At 48.6% G+C, this 22,696-nt stretch carries 4 protein-coding genes; all 4 read left to right on the top strand.

Annotation, left to right across the window (positions count from 1 at the left end):
- The first annotated feature begins 34 nt into the window (after positions 1 to 34).
- The 4 genes from AC1TPC_RS14185 to AC1TPC_RS14170 all read left to right on the top strand — a co-directional run bounded on the left by AC1TPC_RS14185 (position 35) and on the right by AC1TPC_RS14170 (position 22,633).
- Complete coding sequence (locus tag AC1TPC_RS14185) at positions 35 to 616, top strand: RNA polymerase sigma factor (RefSeq protein ID WP_482067479.1); 582 nt, start codon at positions 35 to 37, stop codon at positions 614 to 616.
- 4 nt (positions 617 to 620) lie between these two features.
- Positions 621 to 1,295, top strand: coding sequence for a 4'-phosphopantetheinyl transferase family protein (locus AC1TPC_RS14180; protein WP_482067478.1), 675 nt, complete (start codon positions 621 to 623; stop codon positions 1,293 to 1,295).
- Between the two features lie 265 nt (positions 1,296 to 1,560).
- Entirely contained in the window at positions 1,561 to 2,352 is a 792-nt protein-coding gene (locus AC1TPC_RS14175) for a thioesterase II family protein (protein WP_482067477.1), read from the top strand.
- Positions 2,353 to 2,374: 22 nt separating this feature from the next.
- Positions 2,375 to 22,633 (top strand): non-ribosomal peptide synthetase, encoded by a 20,259-nt coding sequence (locus AC1TPC_RS14170; protein WP_482067476.1) that lies wholly within the window; start codon positions 2,375 to 2,377, stop codon positions 22,631 to 22,633.
- The last annotated feature ends 63 nt before the right edge of the window (positions 22,634 to 22,696 follow it).

The raw sequence follows: 22,696 nt of genomic DNA, 5'->3' as shown, positions 1-22,696 counted from the left end.
ATCGAATGTAGAAAGGCCGTGGGAGGAATGCCGGATGGATCATTCGGAGGAATTTGCCCGATTTATTGAGCCGCATATGAAGAAGGTTCATAATCATTGTCTTTATTTGGCCTGCTGCAAATGGGATGCCGATGATCTGGTGCAGGATGTGCTGATTAAAGCTTATCAATATTATCGGAAGGTCGGTGCCTTTCAGCACCCGTTGACGCTTCTCAACAAGATTGCCCGCAACCTATGGATTGATCAGCTCCGTAGACGCCGCAAAACAATTGTATCTATAGAGGCAGCAGCCAAGCTGCCGTATACCGATCTCAATTATGCTGCGGTTAGAGGGCTTGTGGAATGGATATCTGAACATTTGGCCGAACGTGAGGTTGTCATGCTTCTGCTTTCGGAAGTTTTTAATTATTCGTATCAAAATATTGCTGAGGAGCTGCAGTGTTCAGTTGGTTCTGTTAGAATGTCGCTGCATCGTTCCAAAGCATCGCTGCGGATTACTCGAAAACCGTATGATGATCGATTCAATCGAAAGCTGATGTCAGACTATCACATTGACTGCTGGACGCAAGCCATCATGAATGACGAGCCGGTTAAAAATGTACAGATGGAGGCTTGAATGCATGCTTCAAATCTTTGCTGTCCCAATGAAGGAGAGGATGGGCAAAGCAATGTTTAATCGCTTGTTGAATGAATCATCCCTAGAAAGGCAAGCAAAAGTGCGGCGTTTCGTAAATTACGAAGATGCAGCTCGAAGCTTAATCGGAGATAGGCTGGCTAGAGAGGTTATTGCAAAGCATACCGGTATGTCCATCTTTGACATTCGATTTGAGGACAATAAATATGGCAAACCTCATGTTAGGGATATGAGAGAAGCCATTTATTTTAACGTTTCACATTCCGAGGAATGGATCGTTTGCGCCATTGACGTTTGGCCGGTAGGCATTGATGTGGAACAGATTAAACCAATCGATTTGCAAATCGCCCACCAGTTTTTTTCAGAGCAGGAGTGCGTGCAGCTTATGTCGTTGCCATCAGAGCAGCGTCTATCCTATTTTTTTGAATTATGGACGATGAAGGAAAGCTATATTAAAGCAGATGGCAGAGGGCTTTCGATCGCCTTAAATTCTTTTACTATACAAAAGGAAGGCACTGCCTCTGCGCTCATTACCGAAGAGAAAGTAAGCGGCTATTATCTCAAGCAGTACGATATCGATCCTGCTTATAAGCTGGCCGTTTGCAGGATGAGAGATGAATTCCCTGAGAGCATTACTATCATGGGGCTTTCTTCGTTTTGATTTCCGTATTTTAACTTTATGTGTAAAAAAAATATTTTTTTCTTTTAATTATTTAGTTTCTTATTGAAAAGTTATCTTGACGCTAATATTCAGATGACAAATTTGGAGTAATTTATAAGTATGAAGTTAATTATTAAAGATTTGAATTAGGATGGTGATGTAATAATTTATTGAATTTTTATTATTTCAACCTCTAAAATAATGACTTACATAGATGTGTTTGATTAATTATTGTCCTAATTTAAAAAAATAATGAGGTGGAATAATGACAAGCAAGCTTTATTCTTGGTTTGTTCCCGCGAATATCCATACACATGCGAAATTACGACTATTTTGCTTTCCTTATGCAGGAGGCGGAGCAAGTGTTTACCGCGAGTGGCATAAGCTTTTTCCTAAGGAAATCGAGGTTTGTGCTGTTCAGCTCCCAGGAAGAGAAAGCAGAGGCTTAGAAGCGCCTATCCATTCACTAGACCAGCTTGTACATTTGATAACTGATGAAATCCAGCCTTTGCTTAATATGCCGTATGTTTTTTTCGGTCATAGCATGGGAGCGCTGATCGCTTTCGAAACAGCACGCCATTTAAGCAGAAAAAATAAAAGAACCCCCGACCACCTATTCGTTTCAGGCCGATCTGCTCCTCATCTCACACACCGATATAGGAAGATTCACCTACTACCAGATGATGAACTCAAAAATGAATTAAAACTTCTAAATGGCACCCCGGATGCCGTGCTGCAAAATAAAGAGTTGATGGACCTCATACTGCCTCGTTTGAGGGCAGACTTTGAGGTTTGTGAAACGTATATGTACACGGCTGATAAGCCAATCAATTGCCCGATTACTGCATATGGCGGAAAGGATGATCTAGCTGTCAGTTTAGAATCGCTGGCTGCTTGGAGCGAGCATACCAGTCACCATGCTGATTTGAAAATGTTCGAAGGCGATCATTTCTTTTTACATAATGAGCAAGACAATTTGGCGCAAAGCCTGAACAGCAGCATTCTTCAGACTGCCAAAGCCTTAGAGAGCAGCTTTATTAGCGTACCAGTGAGATAGGTATGATATGGAGGGGTATAAGATGTATACAGAAAATGCATATCCGTTAACCGAGGCTCAGAAAAGAATTTGGTACACGGAAAGGTTTTATCCAGGAACGAGCATCTCAAACATCGGAGGAAACATTAGCTTCAAAACAAATCTTCCTTATGATGCTGAGCTCATGGAACGGGCAATCAATCATTATGTCCGTCTTCATGACACGATGAGACTTCGAATGATTAATGATCCCGGCAGTGAGCCGACGCAGTACGTAGCAGACTATGCACCCTTTGAAGTGGAGATCGTTGATTTTTCGCAAAAAGCTAAAGCTGAAGTGGAGCAATGGGCCAGTAATCTCATGCGATTGCCAATGCCTTTTTTTGAATCAGAGCTTTATTTTTTTGCAATAGCGATAACGGGCGAGTATGAGGGAAGCTTCGTCATAAAGATGAATCATATTTTGTCAGATGGAAACGGCATGGTCATTACAATAAGCGAAATTATTGACATTTATCTCGATCTCGTTAACGGAAGGGCAATAAGTGAAGAGTCACGTCCCTCCTATCTGTCGTATATTCCAAACGAGCTTGAGTATAAGCAATCGGATCGCTGGAATAAAGACAAACAATTTTGGAATGACAAGTTCTCCACCTTGCCAGAATTTGTTTCCTTGAAGCCTACGGACAGCTATAGCATTCGGACAGAGGCAGAGCGGGAAATCTTAGTTATACCTCCTGCGCTGGAGAGTCAAGTTCGAGCATTTTGCCAGTCGAACAACTTAAGTATATTAACGTTATTTTTATCCGTACTCTATACATATTGCTATCGCATTACGGGGCATGAGGATTTGGTTCTAGGAACCTTCTTCGCAAACCGTACGAGTGCAAAGGAAAAGGCGCTTCCCGGCATGTTTGTCAGTACGACTCCGGTGCGTGTTCAGCTCTCGCCAGAGATCGACTTTCTAACCTTCGCGCGCAGCGTTCTGAAGGAACAGACGGGAGTGCTCCGGCATCAGAAATATCCTTATAACATGATCTTGAGCGATATTAAATCCCGTAAGCCCGATGTAAGCTCATTGTTTGGCCTAACGCTGGAATACATCGTAATGGGCTGGCAGGAAAAGGACGGCATCAGCTATGTGGCCGAACAGCTATTTTGCGGACATGAGCTAAATGATTTGTTCGTATCTGTAAAGGACCGATGGGATACAGGCGAGCTGCAGATGGTATTCGATTATCGCACAGAAATGTTCACTCCTGAAGAAATTCAGAATATAAGCCAGCACATGCTTTGTTTACTTAAAGATGCCGTATCAAATCCAAGTAAACCGCTCGGAAAATTAGAAATTTGTCCGCCAGAAGATGAGCGGCTTATATTAGAGCAGTTTAACAACACCGATGCAATATCGTCGACTCCAGGATTAACAGCGATCGCTTTATTTGAGAAGCAAGCTGAACGCCTTCCAAATCAAGTGGCAGTCAAGTTCGGAGAAATCGAGCTGACTTACCGTGAATTGAACGAACGAGCTAATCGGTTGGCCTGGATGCTAATTGAAAAAGGCATCACACGTGATGATCGAGTAGCCATCCTAATGGATCGCAAGCCGCTAATGGTGGAAAGTATTTTGGCAATCTGGAAAGCTGGCGGCGCTTATGTACCCGTCGATCCTACATATCCGAATCAACGAATTATAGACATGATCGCGGATTCGGGTGCGAGCTGTGTTTTGACGGAGTCTGCATTTGCGAGTGATGAACTGCAAAAGCTGCTTTCAGCACATGCATTTTTATTGCTGGATAAAGCGTCTTCGAAGCTTGTAACATTCGGTACTTCAAATCCAGAGGTTGAAATCATACCAGAGCAGCTGGCTTATGTCATTTATACGTCGGGATCTACCGGAAAACCCAAAGGAGCTATGCTGGAGCATGCCGGCATGCTTAACCACATTGAAGCGATGGTAGAAGAGCTTGGCATGGATGAAACATGCATCATGGCTCAGAATGCTCCGCATTGCTTCGATATATCGGTATGGCAGTTTGTAACGGCACTTACGCTCGGCGGAACGACGGTCATTTATCCGAACGAGCTGATTTTGAATCTAAGAGCTTTCATTGTGCAGGTAGAGCAGGATGGCGTAACTGTACTTGAAGTTGTTGTTTCGTTCCTGTCAGCGCTATTAGAGATGGAGCTTGAGGTTCGGCTGGCAGCACTGGAAAATCTGCTCGTTACGGGTGAAGCGGCGAAGTCAGACCTTGCCAGACGATGGTTTGAACGGTATTCGCATGTGAAGCTGATAAATGCCTATGGACCAACAGAGGCATGTGATGATATTACCTTACACATCATGGATAGTGCGCCAACAGGAGATGTTATGCCGATTGGAAAGCCTGTCCGCAATCTGAAAGTGTATGTCGTTGATGGATATATGAATTTGCTTCCCATCGGTGTTATCGGTGAGCTTTGTGTTTCAGGCATAGGCGTTGGACGAGGCTATTTGAACGATGCGGAGAGAACAGCAAAGGTGTTTTTGGAGGATCCTTTTCGAACAGCTTCTGGCGTAAGACTGTATCGGACAGGTGATTTGGCGAAGTGGCTTCCAGACGGAAATTTGGAGTACATGGGGAGAATTGACCATCAAGTCAAAATTCGCGGTCATCGGATCGAATGCGGCGACATCGAGGTCCGTCTCATGCAGCATGAAGCGATTAAAGAAGTGCTTGTTCTGGATCGCAGCGACTCGAATGGCAATAAATATTTATGTGCGTATTTTACCGGAATGTGGCCGATTGCCTCTGCTGAGCTAAGGGAATTCATTTCGGCGGAGCTGCCGAGTTATATGGTTCCTTCCTATTTCGTGCAGTTGGATGCTTTCCCACTTACTGCAAATGGCAAGATTGACCGTAGAGCGCTGCCGGAGCCAGCAGCTGAGCTTGTCGGGACAGCGGTCGAATATGTCGCTCCAAGGAACGATGCAGAGCTGCTGCTCTCTACGATTTGGCAAAATGTGCTTGGTATTGACCGTATAGGCGCCCGAGACAACTTTTTTGAGCTTGGCGGAGATTCGTTGAAGGCCATGGTTATTATGGCTAATCTTTATAAGCAGTATCATGTGGAGCTGCCCCTGCGCGAATTGTTTGAAGCACCGACTGTTGAGGGACTTGCGATCAGACTTTCTCGTTATTTGCAGCAGCCAGGCACTATTCGCGAGCAAACGATTGAACCCGTTCAGGAGCAACAGCTGTATGATGTTTCGTCCGCGCAAAAACGTATGTATTTGCTTCATTTATTGCAGGAAGGAAGTACAGCCTATAACTTGCCGGGCATGCTCTCAATCGAAGGGCCTCTGAATGCTGAGCGAGTACAGGAATCTCTTAAATTGCTAGTTCAAAGGCATGAAGCGCTGCGCACCTCCTTTGCAGCAAAGGATGGAGTTCCTTTCCAGAAGGTGCATAAGCAACTGGAATTGCAAGTGCCGATGATAGAAGCTTCCATTGAACAATTGCCTCGGATTTCGCGGGAGTTTATTCGTCCCTTCGATTTAAATGAGGCACCGCTTTTGCGTGTCCTGCTGGTAAAGCTTGGCGAAGAGGAGCATGCATTATTGGTTGATATGCATCACATTATTTCAGATGGCGTATCCGTTCAGCTGTTTCTGCAGCAATTTGGAGCGTACTATCGCGGAGCCCGCTTGCCGGCGCTTGAAATTCAGTACAAGGATTTCTCAGCTTGGCAAAATCGTATGCTGAGCAGCGATGCCATTAAGAGCCATGAGACATACTGGCTTCAGCAGCTATCGGGAGAATTGCCGGTTCTTGCTATTCCTACCGATTATCTAAGACCTTCCCTACAAAGCTTCGCCGGGGCTCGAATTTGGTTTTATGCCGAGACGACTTTGACAGGCGCCATTCGCAAGCTTGCATCCGATACGGGAACGACAACCTTTATGGTTATGCTTGCTGCCTATCAAGCGCTGTTGTTCAAATACACATGGCAAGAGGATCTTATTGTAGGCACCCCGATCGCGGGACGCTCGCTTGCCGAGGTAGATAATGTATTCGGCATGTTCGTCAATACGCTAAGTATACGCTCGTTTCCAGAGGAAAATAAATCGTTCCTGCAATTTTTGCAGGAGGTGAAGGAAACGCTGTTTCAAGCTTACGAGCATCAGGATTATCCGTTTGATGCTCTTATTGAGAAGCTTGAGCTCGGGCGCGACAGCAGCCGCAATCCTCTGTTTGATACGATGTTTGTTCATATGAATAACGATATCGTTGACATGGATATTGATGGATTACGGTTAAAGGTGAATGAGCTGGATGAGGATGTCGCCAAATTCGATTTGTTATTGGAGGCATCCGAGCAGACCGACCATATTCGCTTCAAGATGCAATATGGCACTGAATTGTTTAAGAAGGAAACGATCGACAGGTTTTCCGTTCATTATTTGAACCTGCTTAAAGCCGTAACGTCTGCGCCTGAAATCCCGCTCGGCAGCATCCATATGATGAGTCATGAGGAGAGGCAGCTGCTGCTCTATGATCTACATCCTACAGAAGCGGTTTATCCGCAAACGGCTACTGTCATTGCCTTATTTGAGGAACAGGCTGCAAGAACGCCTGACCATATTGCGGTCGCATACGATGGACAGGCACTCACCTACCGCGAGCTGAACGAACAGGCTAATCGTCTTGCGCGCACGCTGCGTGAAAGCGGAGTGACACGGAACAGCCTGGTTGCGATCTTAGTAGAACGGTCGGAGAAAATGATCGTAGGCATCCTAGCTATTATTAAAGCAGGAGGCGCTTATGTGCCGATTGATCCTGCTTACCCTGCTGACCGCATAAAATTCACGCTTCAGGACAGCGGAGCAAGAGTACTCCTAACGGAAGCAACCCATATCAGCCTAGCAGCGGAATATGACGGAATGATTATCGATTTGCTTGATGATGCCTGCTATGCGGACGAAATGAGCAACCTGCAGCAAGTGAACGAGCCAGAGGATCTTCTCTATATTATTTATACGTCGGGTACGACAGGGCTGCCTAAAGGTGTAATGATCACGCATCGCAACGTCGTGCGTCTGCTGGTGCATGATCAACAGCAATTCGAGTTTGGCGCATCGGATGTGTGGACGATGTTCCACTCGTACTGCTTCGACTTCTCGGTATGGGAAATGTATGGCGCGCTATTATTCGGAGGCAAAACGGTAATCGTGCCTAAGCATGTGGCGCAAAATTCGGCGGAGTTCGCCGAGCTGCTTCGTGAGGAGCGGGTCACCGTTTTGAATCAGACGCCAACTGCTTTCTATGCGCTTATCCATGATGAAATAAAGCGAGCGGACCAAGATCTTTGTGTGCGGTATGTCATCTTTGGCGGCGAAGCGTTAAGCCCCGCGATGCTGCGTCCATGGCGCGAGAAATATCCGAATACGAAACTGATCAATATGTATGGCATTACTGAAACGACTGTCCATGTCACTTACAAGGAAATTGGAGATGTAGAAATAGCTGCAAATATAAGCAATATTGGTAAGCCGATTCCTACGCTGACCGCTTATATTTTTGATAAGAACAAGCAATTAGCACCGATCGGCGTGGTCGGGGAGCTGTACATTGGCGGCGATGGCGTAGCGCTCGGATATTTGAACCGCGATGAGCTGACCGCTGAGCGGTTTATGATGAATCCGCATGTCCCTGGCGAGAGAATCTACCGTTCAGGCGATTTGGCTCGCATGATGCCAAGCGGTGAGATGGAATATCTTGGACGGATCGATCATCAGGTGAAAATTCGCGGCTATCGCATTGAGCTGGGCGAAATTGAATCTGTTCTATTGCAGGTGCCGGATGTTAGGGAAGCGGCTGTACTGGTTGCAAACGATGCGCACAACCAGAAAATATTAGTCGCTTACTATATAACCGACAGCCAGACGAGCGACACTCAGCTTCGTTCGCTTCTTTCCGAGCATTTGCCGTCCTATATGATTCCGTCGTTTTTTATACAGCTTGATCGGATGCCTCTTACGAGCAATGGCAAGCTGGATCGCGCGGCGCTTCCCGCGCCGCAAAGAACTGCTGCTGCAGGGGAGGAACGGGTTGGTCCGCGCACGCCGACGGAAGGGAAGCTTCTCGAAATTTGGAAAGAGCTGCTTGGTGCTGAATCCATAGGCGTTCAGGACGATTTCTTCCATAGCGGCGGCCATTCTCTTAGTGCTGCAATGCTGGCAGCACGTATTTTGGCAGAGTTTAATGTAAAAGTACCTCTGCGCACGATCTTTAAGCAGCCTACCATCGCGGAAATTTCAGCTGTAATTGATGAAGAAGCAAAGTATCAAGAGTCGATGCAAGCAGACGAGCTTCTTGCCTTCAGCGCAATAAAGTCAGCGCCTTTGCAAGATGTATACCCGCTCTCCTCTGCACAAAAACGGTTGTTCGTTTTGGATCGGCTGGAAGGGGCTCAGGCAGGAACCGCTTATAATTTGCCTGCAGCCATGCTGCTTGCCGGTGCGTTAAATCATGTGCGTCTAGAGCATGCTTTTGCCGAAATCGTCCGGAGGCATGAATCGCTGCGCACCTCGTTCCAGCTTGTAAACGGAAATCCGGTACAACAAGTCCATGAGAACGTGAATTTCGCAATCCATTATATCACTGTGGAAGAAGCGGATATTCCGCAAGCTTTAGAAAGCTTCATTCGACCATTCGATTTGACTCAGCCCTCGCTCTTGCGGGTATGTCTGACCGCATTGTCAGAGGATAAGCATTTGCTGCTCGTTGATATGCATCATATCGTTTCAGACGGTATTTCGGTCTCGGTCATCATCGATGAGCTGATTCGGGGATATGCCGGAGAAGAGCTGCAGGTACCACGCCTGCAATACAAAGATTACGCCATCTGGCAGCAAGGCTGGATTGATTCTGAGGAGTACAGCAATCAGGAACGATACTGGCTTGATGCGCTGTCGGGCGAGTTGCCTGTGTTGGAATTGCCTTGCGATTTTATGAGGCCGCCTGTGCAAAGCTTCGAAGGAGAAAGCTTCTCCTTCGAGATGGATGCTGAGTTGACTGCGAGACTGAATCAATTGGCTGCTGAGAGCGGAACGACCATGTATATGCTGCTGCTGGCCGCCTACAAGGTGCTTTTGTTCAAATACAGCGGATCGGAAGATGTCATTGTCGGAACCCCGGTAGCGAACCGGACGCATGCCGATGTCTACAATATGATTGGCATGTTCGTTAATACGCTTGCCATCCGCAGCTATCCAAGCGCGGAACAGACATTCAATCATTATTTGCAGCAAGTGAAGGAAAGTGCGTTAGAGGCTTTCGAGCATCAAAATTATCCGTTTGAGGAGCTGCTCGATAAGCTTGCGATTCGCAGGGATTTAAGTCGCAATCCGATTTTTGATACGATGTTCAGTCTAAATAACGTGGAAACCGTGAAGCTTGCGATGGACGGTATTTCTATCGAGAGCTTGACCGTCGACGAGAAGATTTCCAAGTTCGACATTTCGATGGAAGCCTTGGAAAGTAATGGAAAAATTGAGTTTGCGGTAGAATATTGCACCCGGCTGTTCCGTAAAGAAACGGCGAAACGATTTGCGGGTCATTTTTCTCAAATTGTTAAAGCAATAGCTATTCATCCTGATATTCAGCTTGGTCATGTTCCCTTATTGACCGATGCCGAACAAAAGCAAATAATAAATGTTTTTAATTTTACAGGGATGCCGACTCGCCAAGGGGCAACGGCTATATCGATGTTCGAAGAGCAAGCGCTGCTCGTTCCAGATCGGGCTGCTGTTCGCTTCGGCGAAGCAAAGCTTACCTATTCCGAATTGAATCAGCGCGCAAACCAGCTCGCTCGGCTGTTGGTGGAGAAAGGTGTAGGCTGCGACGACCGCGTAGCGATCTTTATGGATCGAAAGCCATTGATGGTCGTGTGTATATTAGCGATTTGGAAGGCTGGCGGCGCGTATGTGCCAGTAGATCCTGCATATCCGCTGCAGCGGATCACAGATATGATTGGAGACTCTCAAGCTAAGGTTGTCTTGACAGAGAAGGTATTTTGCAGCGATGAGCTTACAGCAGTTTTGCCGGGACCGGCGTTTGTATGCCTGGATGCTGTCGATGACTCACTTGAATCGTTTGAGAGAGGCAATGTTAACCTCGAAGTTAAACCGGAGCAGCTGGCATATGTCTTATATACTTCCGGTTCAACAGGCAAGCCGAAAGGCGCCATGCTTGAGCATGGAGGCATGCTTAACCATATAGAAGCGATGATCGAAGAGCTGAATATGACGGAATCCTGTATCATGGCTCAAAATGCACCGCATTGCTTCGATATCTCGGTATGGCAGTTCGTCACGGCGCTTACGATAGGCGGGACAACGGTTATTTATCCGGATGAGCTGATTTCCACGCCCAAAGCGTTTATATCGGCCGTTGCGCAAGATGGCGTAACCGTACTGGAAGTGGTCGTCTCCTTTATGTCAGCTTTGCTTGAGATGGAAATCGATGAAAAGCTGCCTGCTTTGGAGCATTTGATCTTAACGGGTGAAGCAGCTAAAGCGCAAACAGCCAGACAATGGTTCGAACGGTATCCGCATATAAAGCTGGTCAACGCATATGGTCCGACCGAAGCGGCTGATGACGTTACGCTGCATATTTTGGACATGGCTCCTGAAACCGACATGATGCCGATCGGCAAGCCGGTACGCAATATGAAGGTGTACGTAACGGATCCGGATTTGAACTTGCTGCCAATTGGAGTGGTGGGAGAGCTATGTGTTGCGGGTATCGGAGTAGGGCGCGGCTATTTGAATGATCCAATCCGAACAGAAAAGGCTTTTATGGAAGATCCATTCCATGAAGCGAAGAGCAGATTATATCGAACGGGCGACTTGGCAAGATGGCTTCCGGATGGAAGTCTGGAATATATGGGGCGGATTGACCATCAGGTCAAAATTCGCGGTCACCGGATCGAGTGCGGTGATGTTGAAGCCCAACTGCTCATGCACGAAGCCGTCAAGCAGGTTCTCGTTATGGACCGGAGCGATAATCGCAATCAGAAATATTTATGCGCTTATTTCACCGCGGATCGGATGCTGGAGCCGGCTGACCTAAAGGCACATGCTGCATCGGCTTTGCCAGGCTATATGGTTCCTTCCTTCTTTGTCCAAATGGAGCAATTCCCGCTTACGCCGAATGGGAAAATAGACCGCAAAGCTTTGCCAGCGCCGGATGGCGATCAGCTCTTGGCTGAATATACAGCTCCGCGCAATGAAACGGAGCGGACGCTTGCCGAGATTTGGCAGAACGTGCTTGGCGTCGATCAGATTGGAGTTAAGGACCATTTCTTCGAGCTTGGCGGTCATTCTCTGAAAGCGATGGTCATGCTGTCACATGTATCAAGCAGGTTTGGAGCGGAGGTTCCACTGCGCGAGCTATTTGCTTCTCCGACGATTGAAGGGCTGGCTCTTGCTTTGGAATCGCAAGGCGCAGTGATGGTAAACCAAGCTGCCATTCCTGTTGCGAGCAAGCAGTCACTATATCCGCTTTCGTCTGAGCAGAAGCGTTTATATATTCTTAGTCAATTCGAGGATGGCGGCAGTACGAGCTATCATATGTCCGATGCTTTGCGGATTGAAGGGCCGCTAGATCAGACGAAATGGCTGGAGGCGTTCCGCAGTATCGTTCGAAGACATGAAATTTTGCGAACCTCATTCCATACAATCGATGGTGAACCGTTCCAAATGGTTCATGACCACATTGAGCTGGAGCTGCCAATAAGGAAAGTTAATGAGCATGAGGTAGACGGAATCGTTCAACAATTTGTGCGGCCGTTCGAGCTTAATCAAGCGCCGCTATTGCGGGCTGAGCTGCTGCAGCTGTCCGATTCACAGCATATTATGCTGATTGACATGCATCATATCGTCTCAGACGGGGAGACGATTCGTCTCTTAGTCGATGAATTCATGAAGCTGTACAGCGGAGCTGAGCTTTCGGAGCTGAAGGTGCAATACAAGGATTTCGCAGTTTGGCAGCAGGAGAGGTACGCTTCCGATATATTGGAGCGGCAAGAAGCTTATTGGTTAAACCAATTTGCCGATGGCGAAATACCTGTTGTTCAGCTTCCGGTTGATTATGCAAGGCCGGCAGTCCAAAGCTTTGAAGGTGACCGATTCGCTTTTGATGCTGGAGGAGAGCTTCTAGGCGCGCTGCAGCAGCTTGCGAAGGACACCGGAGCAACGATGTATATGATTTTGCTTGCGGCATATCACGTCCTGTTAAGCAAATATTCCGGTCAGACGGATATCGTGATCGGCACGCCGGTTGCCGGCCGAACACATGTCGATGTGCTGAATTTAGCCGGGATGTTCGTCAATACTTTGGCAATTCGCTCCAAACATACGCCGGGCATGACGTTTTTGGAGCTGCTTGAGCAAGTAAGAGGCGTAAGCCTCGAAGCGTTCGAGCATCAGGAATATCCGTTTGAGGAGCTTGTTGACAAGCTCCAGCTGCAGCGTGATTTCAGCCGCAATCCTTTGTTCGACACGATGTTCAGCCATCAAATAAGCGATACAGAAGCTCTCGCGGTTAATGAGCTGACCTTCGTTCCTTATGAAATGGATAACCCTACATCCAAATTCGATTTATCGCTGGATGCGGTCGAGAAGTCAGATACGCTTCACTTGGAGTGGGAATACAGCACCAAGCTGTTTAAGAAGGAAACGATAGAACGCGCAGCTAGACATTATGTGGCGCTTGTGCAGTCAGCAGCTGCAAATCCACAAGTCCGTATAGATGACATGGATTACTTGTCATTGGAGGAAAAACAGCAATTGCTGCTGGACTTTAATGATACGCAGCGGAATTATCCGACTAACCTGACTTTCCATGAGCAATTTGCGGTGCAGGCGAAGCTGACGCCGCAGCATACGGCTGTTACGGCAGATGGCATCTCGCTAACGTACTTGGAGCTGAATGCGCGCGCTAACCGTGTTGCGCATATGCTGCGCGACAGAGGCGTTGGACCTGAAAGCATCGTAGCCGTTATGGTTGACCGTTCTGTTGATATGATCGTTGCGGCGTTAGGCGTCATGAAGGCGGGAGGAGCTTATCTTCCTATCGATCCGGAGTATCCGAAGGATCGTATCGACTATCTTCTTCAGGACAGCAAAGCTGTGATCGTAATCACTCAGCTTGGCTTAAGAGAGTCTGCCCAGTTGACGGGACATATTCTAATCATGGAGGAGATAGAGGAAGCCAGCGGAGACGACTCGGATTTGATCCATGCAGCTGCTCCGGAGCACTTGGCTTATATCATCTACACTTCCGGAACGACGGGCAAGCCGAAAGGTGTCATGATCGAGCATCGCCAATATATGAACGTCGCGTTAGCCTGGAAGGAAAAGTATGAGCTCGAGCAGTTCCCGGTAAGGCTTTTGCAAATGGCGAGTTTCTCGTTTGACGTGTTCGCAGGAGATATGGCTCGCGCCTTGCTGAGCGGCGGTCAGCTTATCATTTGTCCGAACGATATTAAGCTTGACCCAGCCTCCCTATATGAGCTGATACGCGGGCATGAGGTCAATATTTTTGAATCGACGCCGGCCTTAATTGCTCCATTGATGCAGCATATCTATGAGAATGGCTTGGATGTCAGCTTTCTCAAGCTGCTTATTCTAGGGGCGGATAGCTGCCCAATCATCGAATTCGATAAGCTGCTAACCCGTTTCGGCAGCCAGATGCGCATTATCAACAGCTATGGCGTGACGGAAGCGGCTATTGATTCAAGCTATTACGAGGAGCCGCTTCACAAGCTTCCGACAGCCGGAAACACGCCAATCGGCAAGCCGCTGCCGAACATGTCTTACTACGTGCTTGATTCTGCTTTGAAGCTGCTTCCGGTCGGCGTGGCAGGAGAACTTTACATCGGCGGCGCTGGTGTAGCGCGCGGGTATTTTGGACGCGACGATCTGACTGCGGAGAAATTTGTAGATAATCCGTACGTACCGGGAGACAGGCTGTATCGAACAGGTGACTTAGCTAATTGGATGCCTGACGGCAATCTGATGTTTCTTGGCCGTGATGACCATCAGGTCAAGGTGCGCGGATACAGGATCGAGCTGGGTGAAATAGAAGCTTGCTTGCTGAAGCATCCCGATATTCGCGAGGCAGTCGTTATCGCTCATGAGGACACTTATAAACAAAAGTATCTATGTGCATATATCGTAAGTTCGAATGAGCCAACGCTAAATGAGCTTCAAGCCCATTTAATCGCTGAGCTGCCGGTATACATGGTGCCGTCACAAGTTGTTCTGCTTGAGAGAATGCCGCTCACTCCAAACGGTAAAATCGATCGCAAGGCGTTGACGGGTGGAGCTGGGAACCAGCTAAAATCGACGGAATACGCAGCGCCATCCACAGCTACTGAGAAGCGGCTTATCGAGGTGATGGAGCTCGTTCTTGGCACGGCTGATATCGGTGTGAACGATGATTTCTTCCAAATCGGCGGACATTCTCTTAAAGCGATGACGTTAGTCTCGCATATTCATAAAACATTCGGTATTGCCGTGCCGCTACGAATCGTATTTGAAGCGCCGACGACAGCAATGATGAGCAGATACATCGAAGCTGCTAAAGAGAGCACCGGCCCAGGCTTTACCGCTATCGAGCCGATTGAGCTCCAAGAAGCGTATGAGCTATCGTCGGTTCAGAAGCGTATGTTCATCCTGAACCAAATCGAAGGAACAGGCACCAGCTACAATATGCCGGATGCGATGATTATGGAAGGCAGTCTCGATCCAGCCCAAGTAGAAGAAGCGCTTAGGAAGCTCATTCGCCGTCATGAATCGCTGCGAACATCTTTCCATATGCAGAGCGGCAAAGCGATCCAAAAGGTGCATCAAAATGTCGATTTCCACGTTGAGTTTTCGGAAGCGCTGCTTGCATCCGACGATGAGCTGGAGCGGTTAACGGCTGAATTCGTACGGCCGTTCGATCTCGGCCATGCACCTCTGATGCGTGTTGGCCTAGTGAAGCTATCCGAGAATCGCTATCTATTCCTCTTCGATGTGCATCATATTGTGTCTGACGGCGTGTCGATGGGAATCATTTTAAGCGAGTTTGCAGCTTTGTACGGCGGTGAAGAGCTGCCGGAGCTGAAGCTGCAGTATAAGGATTTCGCCGCTTGGCAAAATCGTCAATTTACAGCTGAATTTTTAAGTCAGCAGGAATCTTATTGGCTGGAGTCGTTGTCAGGCGAGCTGCCAGTATTGGAGCTTCCAACGGATTATCCTCGCCCTGCAAAGCAGAGCTTCGAAGGATCGCGCGTCGCTTTCGGCACAGGCATGCAGCTTCGGGACGAGATGAGCCGCCTCGCAGCGCAAACGGGAACTACGCTGTATATGGTGCTATTTACGGCATACAATGTGCTTCTTGCCAAATACAGCGGACAATCCGACCTGATTGTGGGCACGGCGACAGCTGGCCGCTCGCATGCGGATCTGGATGGAATGGTAGGCATGTTTGTCGGTACTCTCGCTCTGCGGACTGAAATCAATTCGGAGCTTACGTTCCGTGATTTACTCATGAACGTTAAAGCCCGTATGCTGCAGGCTTATGAGCATCAGGATTATCCGTTTGACCAGTTGGTTGAGAAGCTTGAGGTGAAGCGGGATTTAAGCCAAAATCCAGTCTTTAATACGATGTTTATTTTGCAGAACACGGATGAACAGCGTTTTCAGCTGGAAGATGTTAGGGTTCTGCCTTTCGAAGCGAAGGAAACGATGACGAAGTTCGATCTGACGCTGGAGGCGACGGAGACGCAGGATGATGTTGCTTTCGTGCTTGAATACAGCTCGAAGCTGTTTAGTTCGAGCACGATAGAGCGGATGTCGAATCATCTGATTGAGCTGATTCGATCGGCAATGGTACAACCGGATGTTAAGGTAAGCGAGCTGAAATTGCTTTCCGAGGATGAAGAGCATCGTTTGATCCATGAATTCAATGATACGGCGACCGCTTATGATGCAGATGCAAAGCTTTTGCATGAGCTAGTGGAAGCGCAAGTGATAAGGTCTTCGGAGCTTCCTGCCATCATTGTCGGCAATGAATGCTTGACCTACCAAGAATGGAACGGGAAGGCGAACCAACTTGCACGGTCGCTTCGCACTAGAGGAGCCGGGCCAGATCGTACGGTTGCTATCTTAGCAAATCGATCTGTTGAAATGACTGTTGCTTTACTTGCAGTGCTGAAGTCAGGATCGGCCTATGTACCGATTGATCCGGACTATCCGCTCGACCGAATTCGCTACATGCTGGAAGACAGCGGCGCAAGCATACTTCTGACACTAGGAGAGCTTCCGAGCGGCATCCCATACGAGGGTATAACGATCGATTTGCTTGACTCCAACTCCTATAGTGATGATGATACGAATCTTAAGCCAGTGAACAGACCGCAGGATTTGGCCTATGTGATTTATACTTCCGGAACAACTGGACGTCCAAAAGGAGTTATGATCGAGCATCGCAGCATCGTGAATACGATCGTTTGGCGGACAGAAGAATACCGTTTTAGTGCGGGAGACCGTGTTTTACAGCTGCTTTCATATGCATTCGATGCTTTTGCAGCCAGCTTCTTTGCTCCTATGGCAGCTGGCGGCACCTCCGTCATTGCAAGAGACGAGGAAGCGAAGGACCCGCTTGCATTGAAAGGCTGCATAACGAGTCATAGAATCTCTCATTTCAGTACCGTGCCAAGCTTGTACGCGGCGCTGCTCGATCTGCTCAGCGTTAAGGAAGCCGCGCTCCTTAAGGCGGTCACGCTTGGAGGAGAGAATGTTCCGATCAGCCTGATCGAGAAGAGCATCGCATTGAATGATCGGCTGAATCTGTTTAATGAGTACGGACCTACGGAAAGCAGTGTCATCACGACGATTGAGAGCGGACTTCATCCGAGCAAGCGGGTCACGATTGGCCGTCCGATCGCAAACACCCGTGTCTATATCGTAGACGCTCATATGCAATTGCAGCCGATTGGCGTTTTTGGCGAACTATGTATCGGCGGCACCGGGCTTGCGAGGGGCTACTTGAATCAGCCGGAAATGACTGCTGCAAAGTTTGTGACGAGTCCCGTTATCCTTGGTGAAAGAATCTACCGAACAGGAGACATGGCGCGTTGGCTTGAGGACGGAACGATTGACTTTGCCGGAAGGATGGATCATCAGGTTAAAATTCGCGGTTACCGGATTGAGCTCGGTGAGATAGAAGCGAATCTGCTGAAGCTGAACATGATTAAAGAAGCAGTCGTCATCGCCCGAGATGACGACGGAGGGCAAAAATATTTATGCGCGTACATCGTATCGGACGATGTGCTGGCTGTTCTAGACGTCCGGTCGTATATGGCGCAGGAATTGCCGAGCTATATGATTCCTTCTTATTTCATTCAGCTGTCGCAGCTTCCGCTTACTCCGAACGGCAAGCTTGATACGAAGGCGCTGCCTGCTCCTGATCCTGAGCTGTTAGGCCGTCTTGACTATGTGGCTCCGGCTGATGAGCTGGAGGAGAAGCTGGCAGCGATCATTCAAGAGCTGCTGCAGCTTGAAAAGGTCGGAATGTCTGATCATTTCTTCATGCTTGGCGGGCAATCGTTGAAAGCGATGCAGCTCGTTGCCCAGCTGCACCGGGAATTCAAGGCAGAGGTGCCGCTGCGCATTATTTTCGAGAGCGTTGCGATTAGAGATATAGCCGATTTTGTACGGAAGTCAGCTTCGTCAGAGGAACTAACGCTTCAACCTGTACAGCCGAGAGCGAATTACCCGCTATCGTCTGCGCAGAAACGGTTGTATGTGTTGGATCAATTGGAGGGACCAGGAACCGGCTATAACATGCCGGGAGTGCTTCGTCTGCATGGGCCGCTTGACGGCAGCAGACTGGAAGCCTCGTTCCAGCAGCTTGTGAAGCGTCATGAATCGCTTCGTACGACGTTCCATACCATAGAGTCCGATCCGGTACAGATCGTTCATTTGAACGCGGAGCTGCAGATGGAATGGATGGAAGCCGGGGAAGCGGAAGCGATAAAGCTCATTGAGTCTTTTGTCAGACCGTTTGATCTCAGCAAGGCACCGCTTCTGCGGGTGGGTCTTATTAAGCTTCAAAAAGATGAGCATTTGCTGCTGTTCGATACGCATCATATTATATCCGACGGCATTTCGATGAATGTGCTTATTCATGAGTTTACTCTGCTTTATCGCGGTAATGAGTTACCTGAGCTAAAGGTCCAGTATAAAGATTTTGCGGTCTGGCAGCACGGTCTGTTCGAAGCTGGTGTGATGAACAAGCAGGAAGCCTATTGGCTTGACCGTTTCGGCGATGAGATTCCGGTGTTGGAGCTGTCTACTGATTTTACGAGACCGGCAGTACGCAATCTGGAAGGCGACTATTTCGATTTTGAGACGGATGAAACATTGATGAACGGGCTGAAGGAGCTGGCGTCAGCTACGGGAACGACGCTGTTTATGGTCCTGTTGGCCGCATATAACGTATTTTTGTCGAAGTATACGAATCAAAACGACATTGTCGTAGGTACTCCGGTTGCGGGCAGAACGCATGGCGATACGGAAGGCTTGATCGGGATGTTCGTAAGCACGCTCCCGATGCGCAATCGGCCGGAAATCGGGAAGACGTTCCTTCAGTTCTTAAACGAAGTGAAGCAGAATGCCTATGAAGCATACGAGAACCAGGATTACCCGTTCGAATCGATGGTCGAGAAATTGCAGCCTTATCGCGATCTTAGCCGAAATCCGCTATTCGACACGGTCTTTATTTTGCAAAACATGGATCGTGAAGTGCTGGAAATCGAGCAAATAACGATCGAGCCGTATGCGTATGAGAATAAAATCTCGAAGTTTGATCTGACGCTTGCCGCCGTGGAGGAAAAAGAAGGCCTTTCGTTAAGCTGGGAGTATAGCACTTCGTTGTTCCGCAAAGAAACGATAGCGAGGATGGCTAACCATTTCGTTCAGACGCTTCGCGAAATAACGCGGAATCCGAGCTGCACGCTTGCGCAGATGGATATGCAAGGCGACGCTGAGAAAGAGCGGATACTTGTCGAATTTAACGCTGCCGAATCGATGCATTCTCCGGCAGATACGCTTCATGGGCTGTTCGAGCTTCAAGCAGAGTCGGTGCCAAGCCAAATTGCGCTGTCTCTCGGATCGGAACGGATGACCTACGGGGAGCTGAACAAGCGAGCAAACCGATTAGCCCGGACGCTGCGTGACCGCGGAATTATGCCGGAATCGGTTGTCGGCATTATGGTCGATCGTTCATTCGAGATGATTGTCGGCATACTTGCGGTGTTGAAGGCGGGCGGCGCATATATGCCGATAGATCCGGTTTATCCATCGGAGCGTATCGCCTTCATGCTGGAGAACAGCGATGCCGCATTCGTGCTCTCGCAAGCTGATCTCATTCCGGCATTAGTTAATGATACGTCAGTCGTGTGGCTGGATCTAAACGATGAGACACTTTACGCGGAGGACGGGTCTAATCTGGTTTCCGGCAGCCGCGCAGACGATCTTGCTTACATCATCTATACATCAGGAACGACAGGCAGGCCGAAGGGTGTAATGATTGAGCACCGAAGCATTACCGGGAATATTTGGTGGCGCAGCATGGCGTACGGCTTAACGGAATCGGATCGTGTACTTCAGCTGTTTTCCTTTGCCTTTGATGGTTTTATTACGAGCTTTTTTACGCCGATTGTATCAGGTTCAACTGTCGTATTGCTAAACGAGGATGAAGCGAAAGACCCTGTGGCGATCAAGAACAAGATTGTGGATCACGGCGTCACCCATTTCATCAGCGTTCCGAGCTTGTACGCAGCCGTTCTGGAGTGCTTAAGTTCAGAGGAAGCAGCGACACTTCGCATGGTTACGCTGGCTGGAGAGCGAGTAACTGACAAGGTCATTTCGCTTAGCAAATCCGTTAACGACCGGATCGAGCTGATCAATGAATACGGTCCTACGGAAAGCAGCGTCGTCGCCACCATCGAACGTGATTTGCAGCCTGGCAGCCTAATTACTATAGGTCGGCCAATCTCCGGCACACGCATCCGCATCCTCGGTGCAGATGGCCAAATAGCTCCGATTGGTGTGGTTGGCGAGCTGTGCATTGCCGGGGAGGGTCTGGCACGCGGATACGTTCGTTTGCCGGAAATGACAGAAGAACGTTTTACGACTGATGACTATCAGCCTCATTCACGCTTGTACCGTACAGGTGATGCGGCTCGCTGGCTCCCTGACGGCAGAATTGACTATATCGGAAGAATAGATGATCAGGTTAAGGTTCGAGGCTACAGAATAGAGCTTGGTGAAATCGAGGGAGCGCTGCTGCAGCTGAGCCATTTGAAGGAAGCGGTAGTGGTAGCAAAGGACGATCATGGCGGCAGCAAGTATCTAATCGCCTATGTAACGGCAGATTCGGAAGTGGGGCAAGCCGCAATACGAGAAGAGCTGTCCCAGTTGCTTCCTGATTATATGCTGCCATCCTTTATCGTTCAGCTAGATCGTCTACCGGTTACTCCGAACGGCAAGGTAGATCGCCGTGCATTGCCTGATCCGGATCGTACAGGAAGTGCAGTTGACGCTTATCAGGCGCCAGACGGTGAGAGAGAGCAAATTTTGGCCGAGATTTGGCAAGAGGTTCTTGGCATCCACCGCATCGGTACGAAGGATCACTTCTTCCAGCTAGGCGGAGATTCCATTAAAGCGATTCAGGCAGCGGCAAGATTGAATAAGTACGGTTTGCGTTTCGAGGTGCGCGACCTGTTCCGCTATCCGACCATTGCGGAGCTGAGTCAACGTCTGATGCTGACAGATCGAGTGATCTCGCAGGCTGCAATTGAGGGCGAGGTTCCTTTAACACCGATTCAGCATTGGTTTTTCGAAAACAGCTTTACCGATCAGCATTACTGGAATCAAGCAGAGCTCATTTATAGGCCTGAAGGATTCGATGCTGATACACTTCATCAAGTGTTCCTAAGGCTGACGCAGCATCACGACGCTTTGCGATTGCGATTTGTGGCGGGCAGCAGCGGAGTAGTGAAGCAGCATAACGCAGGCATGGAAGGCGAGCATTTTACGCTGGAGACATTCGATCTTCGGGGCCGGACGAAAGAGCAAATTCAATTAGCGCTATTGCACGCTGCGACCAGAATTCAGAGCAGCATAAGCCTGACGGACGGACCGCTCGTAAAGCTCGGCCTGTTCCTTACCGATGACGGTGACCATCTGCTGATCGCTATTCATCATTTAGCCGTTGACGGCGTTTCCTGGCGTATTTTGTTCGAGGACTTAGAGGAAGCCTACAGGCAAGCCGAGCAAGGACAGGACATCGTATTCCCGGACAAAACAGACTCCTACCGTTATTGGGCTGAACAGCTTGAAATTTACGCTGGCAGCGAACAGCTTCGAAGCGAGGTTTCCTATTGGAGCAAGCTAGGACAAACGGCAATTGCAGAGCTGCCTAAGGATAAGCAATCTGCCGACAATCGCGTGAAGCATATGCGCAGCGTCGGCAGGGAGCTGACACAGGAGGCGACCGAAAAGCTATTGAAGGGCGCGCATGAAGCATATAGGACGGAGATCAATGATCTCTTAATGGCAGCACTCGCTTTGGCATTGAAGGATTGGAGCAAGGGCGATACGTTTGCGGTCAATTTGGAAGGGCATGGACGCGAAGCGTTTACCGAGAAGCTGGACATTACCCGTACGGTGGGCTGGTTTACATCGCAGTATCCGGTCATCCTCGATGCGAAGCATGAAGATGATATGGGCTATTTGATTAAGCTGACGAAAGAAACGCTTCGTAAAGTACCAAACAAAGGACTGGGATACGGCATTCTGAAGTATATGTCTGATCAATCGCAGATCGTTGAGCTGAAGCCGGACATTTCCTTCAATTATTTGGGACAGTTCGATGTGAATGCCGAAGGCGGCAGCAGTATGAAGACATCCCCATATGATACCGGCTTGCCGTTCAGTGTGGAGTCAGAGCGTACAGTCTCGCTCGATGTGACGGGACTTGTATATGAAGGCAAGCTGAAGCTGGAGCTTCATTACAGCGCTGGGGAGTACGAACCAGGAACAGCTGCTGAATTGATTGATCTGCTCATGAGTCGTTTGCTCGAAATTGTTGAACATTGTGTCCGCAGAGAAACGCAGGAGCTCACGCCTAGCGACCTGGGCGATGATGAGCTGACGCTTGAGGATCTTGACAGTATTTTGGAATCTATTGAATGGTAATCTGAAGCCGCAAATCCTCCAGCAGACATCGATTTGCTGGAGGAAAACGGCTGTCTTCCGGAA

The sequence above is a fragment of the Paenibacillus sp. Y280 genome, from assembly GCF_056786335.1.
Note: the sequence above shows the minus strand (reverse complement) of the source record. Positions and strands in the feature narration are given on the sequence as shown.

Coding starts and splice junctions, on each gene's coding strand:
- AC1TPC_RS14180 (WP_482067478.1), top strand. CDS start 621: ATGCTTCAAATCTTTGCTGTCCCAATGAAGGAGAGGATGGGCAAAGCA.
- AC1TPC_RS14185 (WP_482067479.1), top strand. CDS start 35: ATGGATCATTCGGAGGAATTTGCCCGATTTATTGAGCCGCATATGAAG.
- AC1TPC_RS14175 (WP_482067477.1), top strand. CDS start 1,561: ATGACAAGCAAGCTTTATTCTTGGTTTGTTCCCGCGAATATCCATACA.
- AC1TPC_RS14170 (WP_482067476.1), top strand. CDS start 2,375: ATGTATACAGAAAATGCATATCCGTTAACCGAGGCTCAGAAAAGAATT.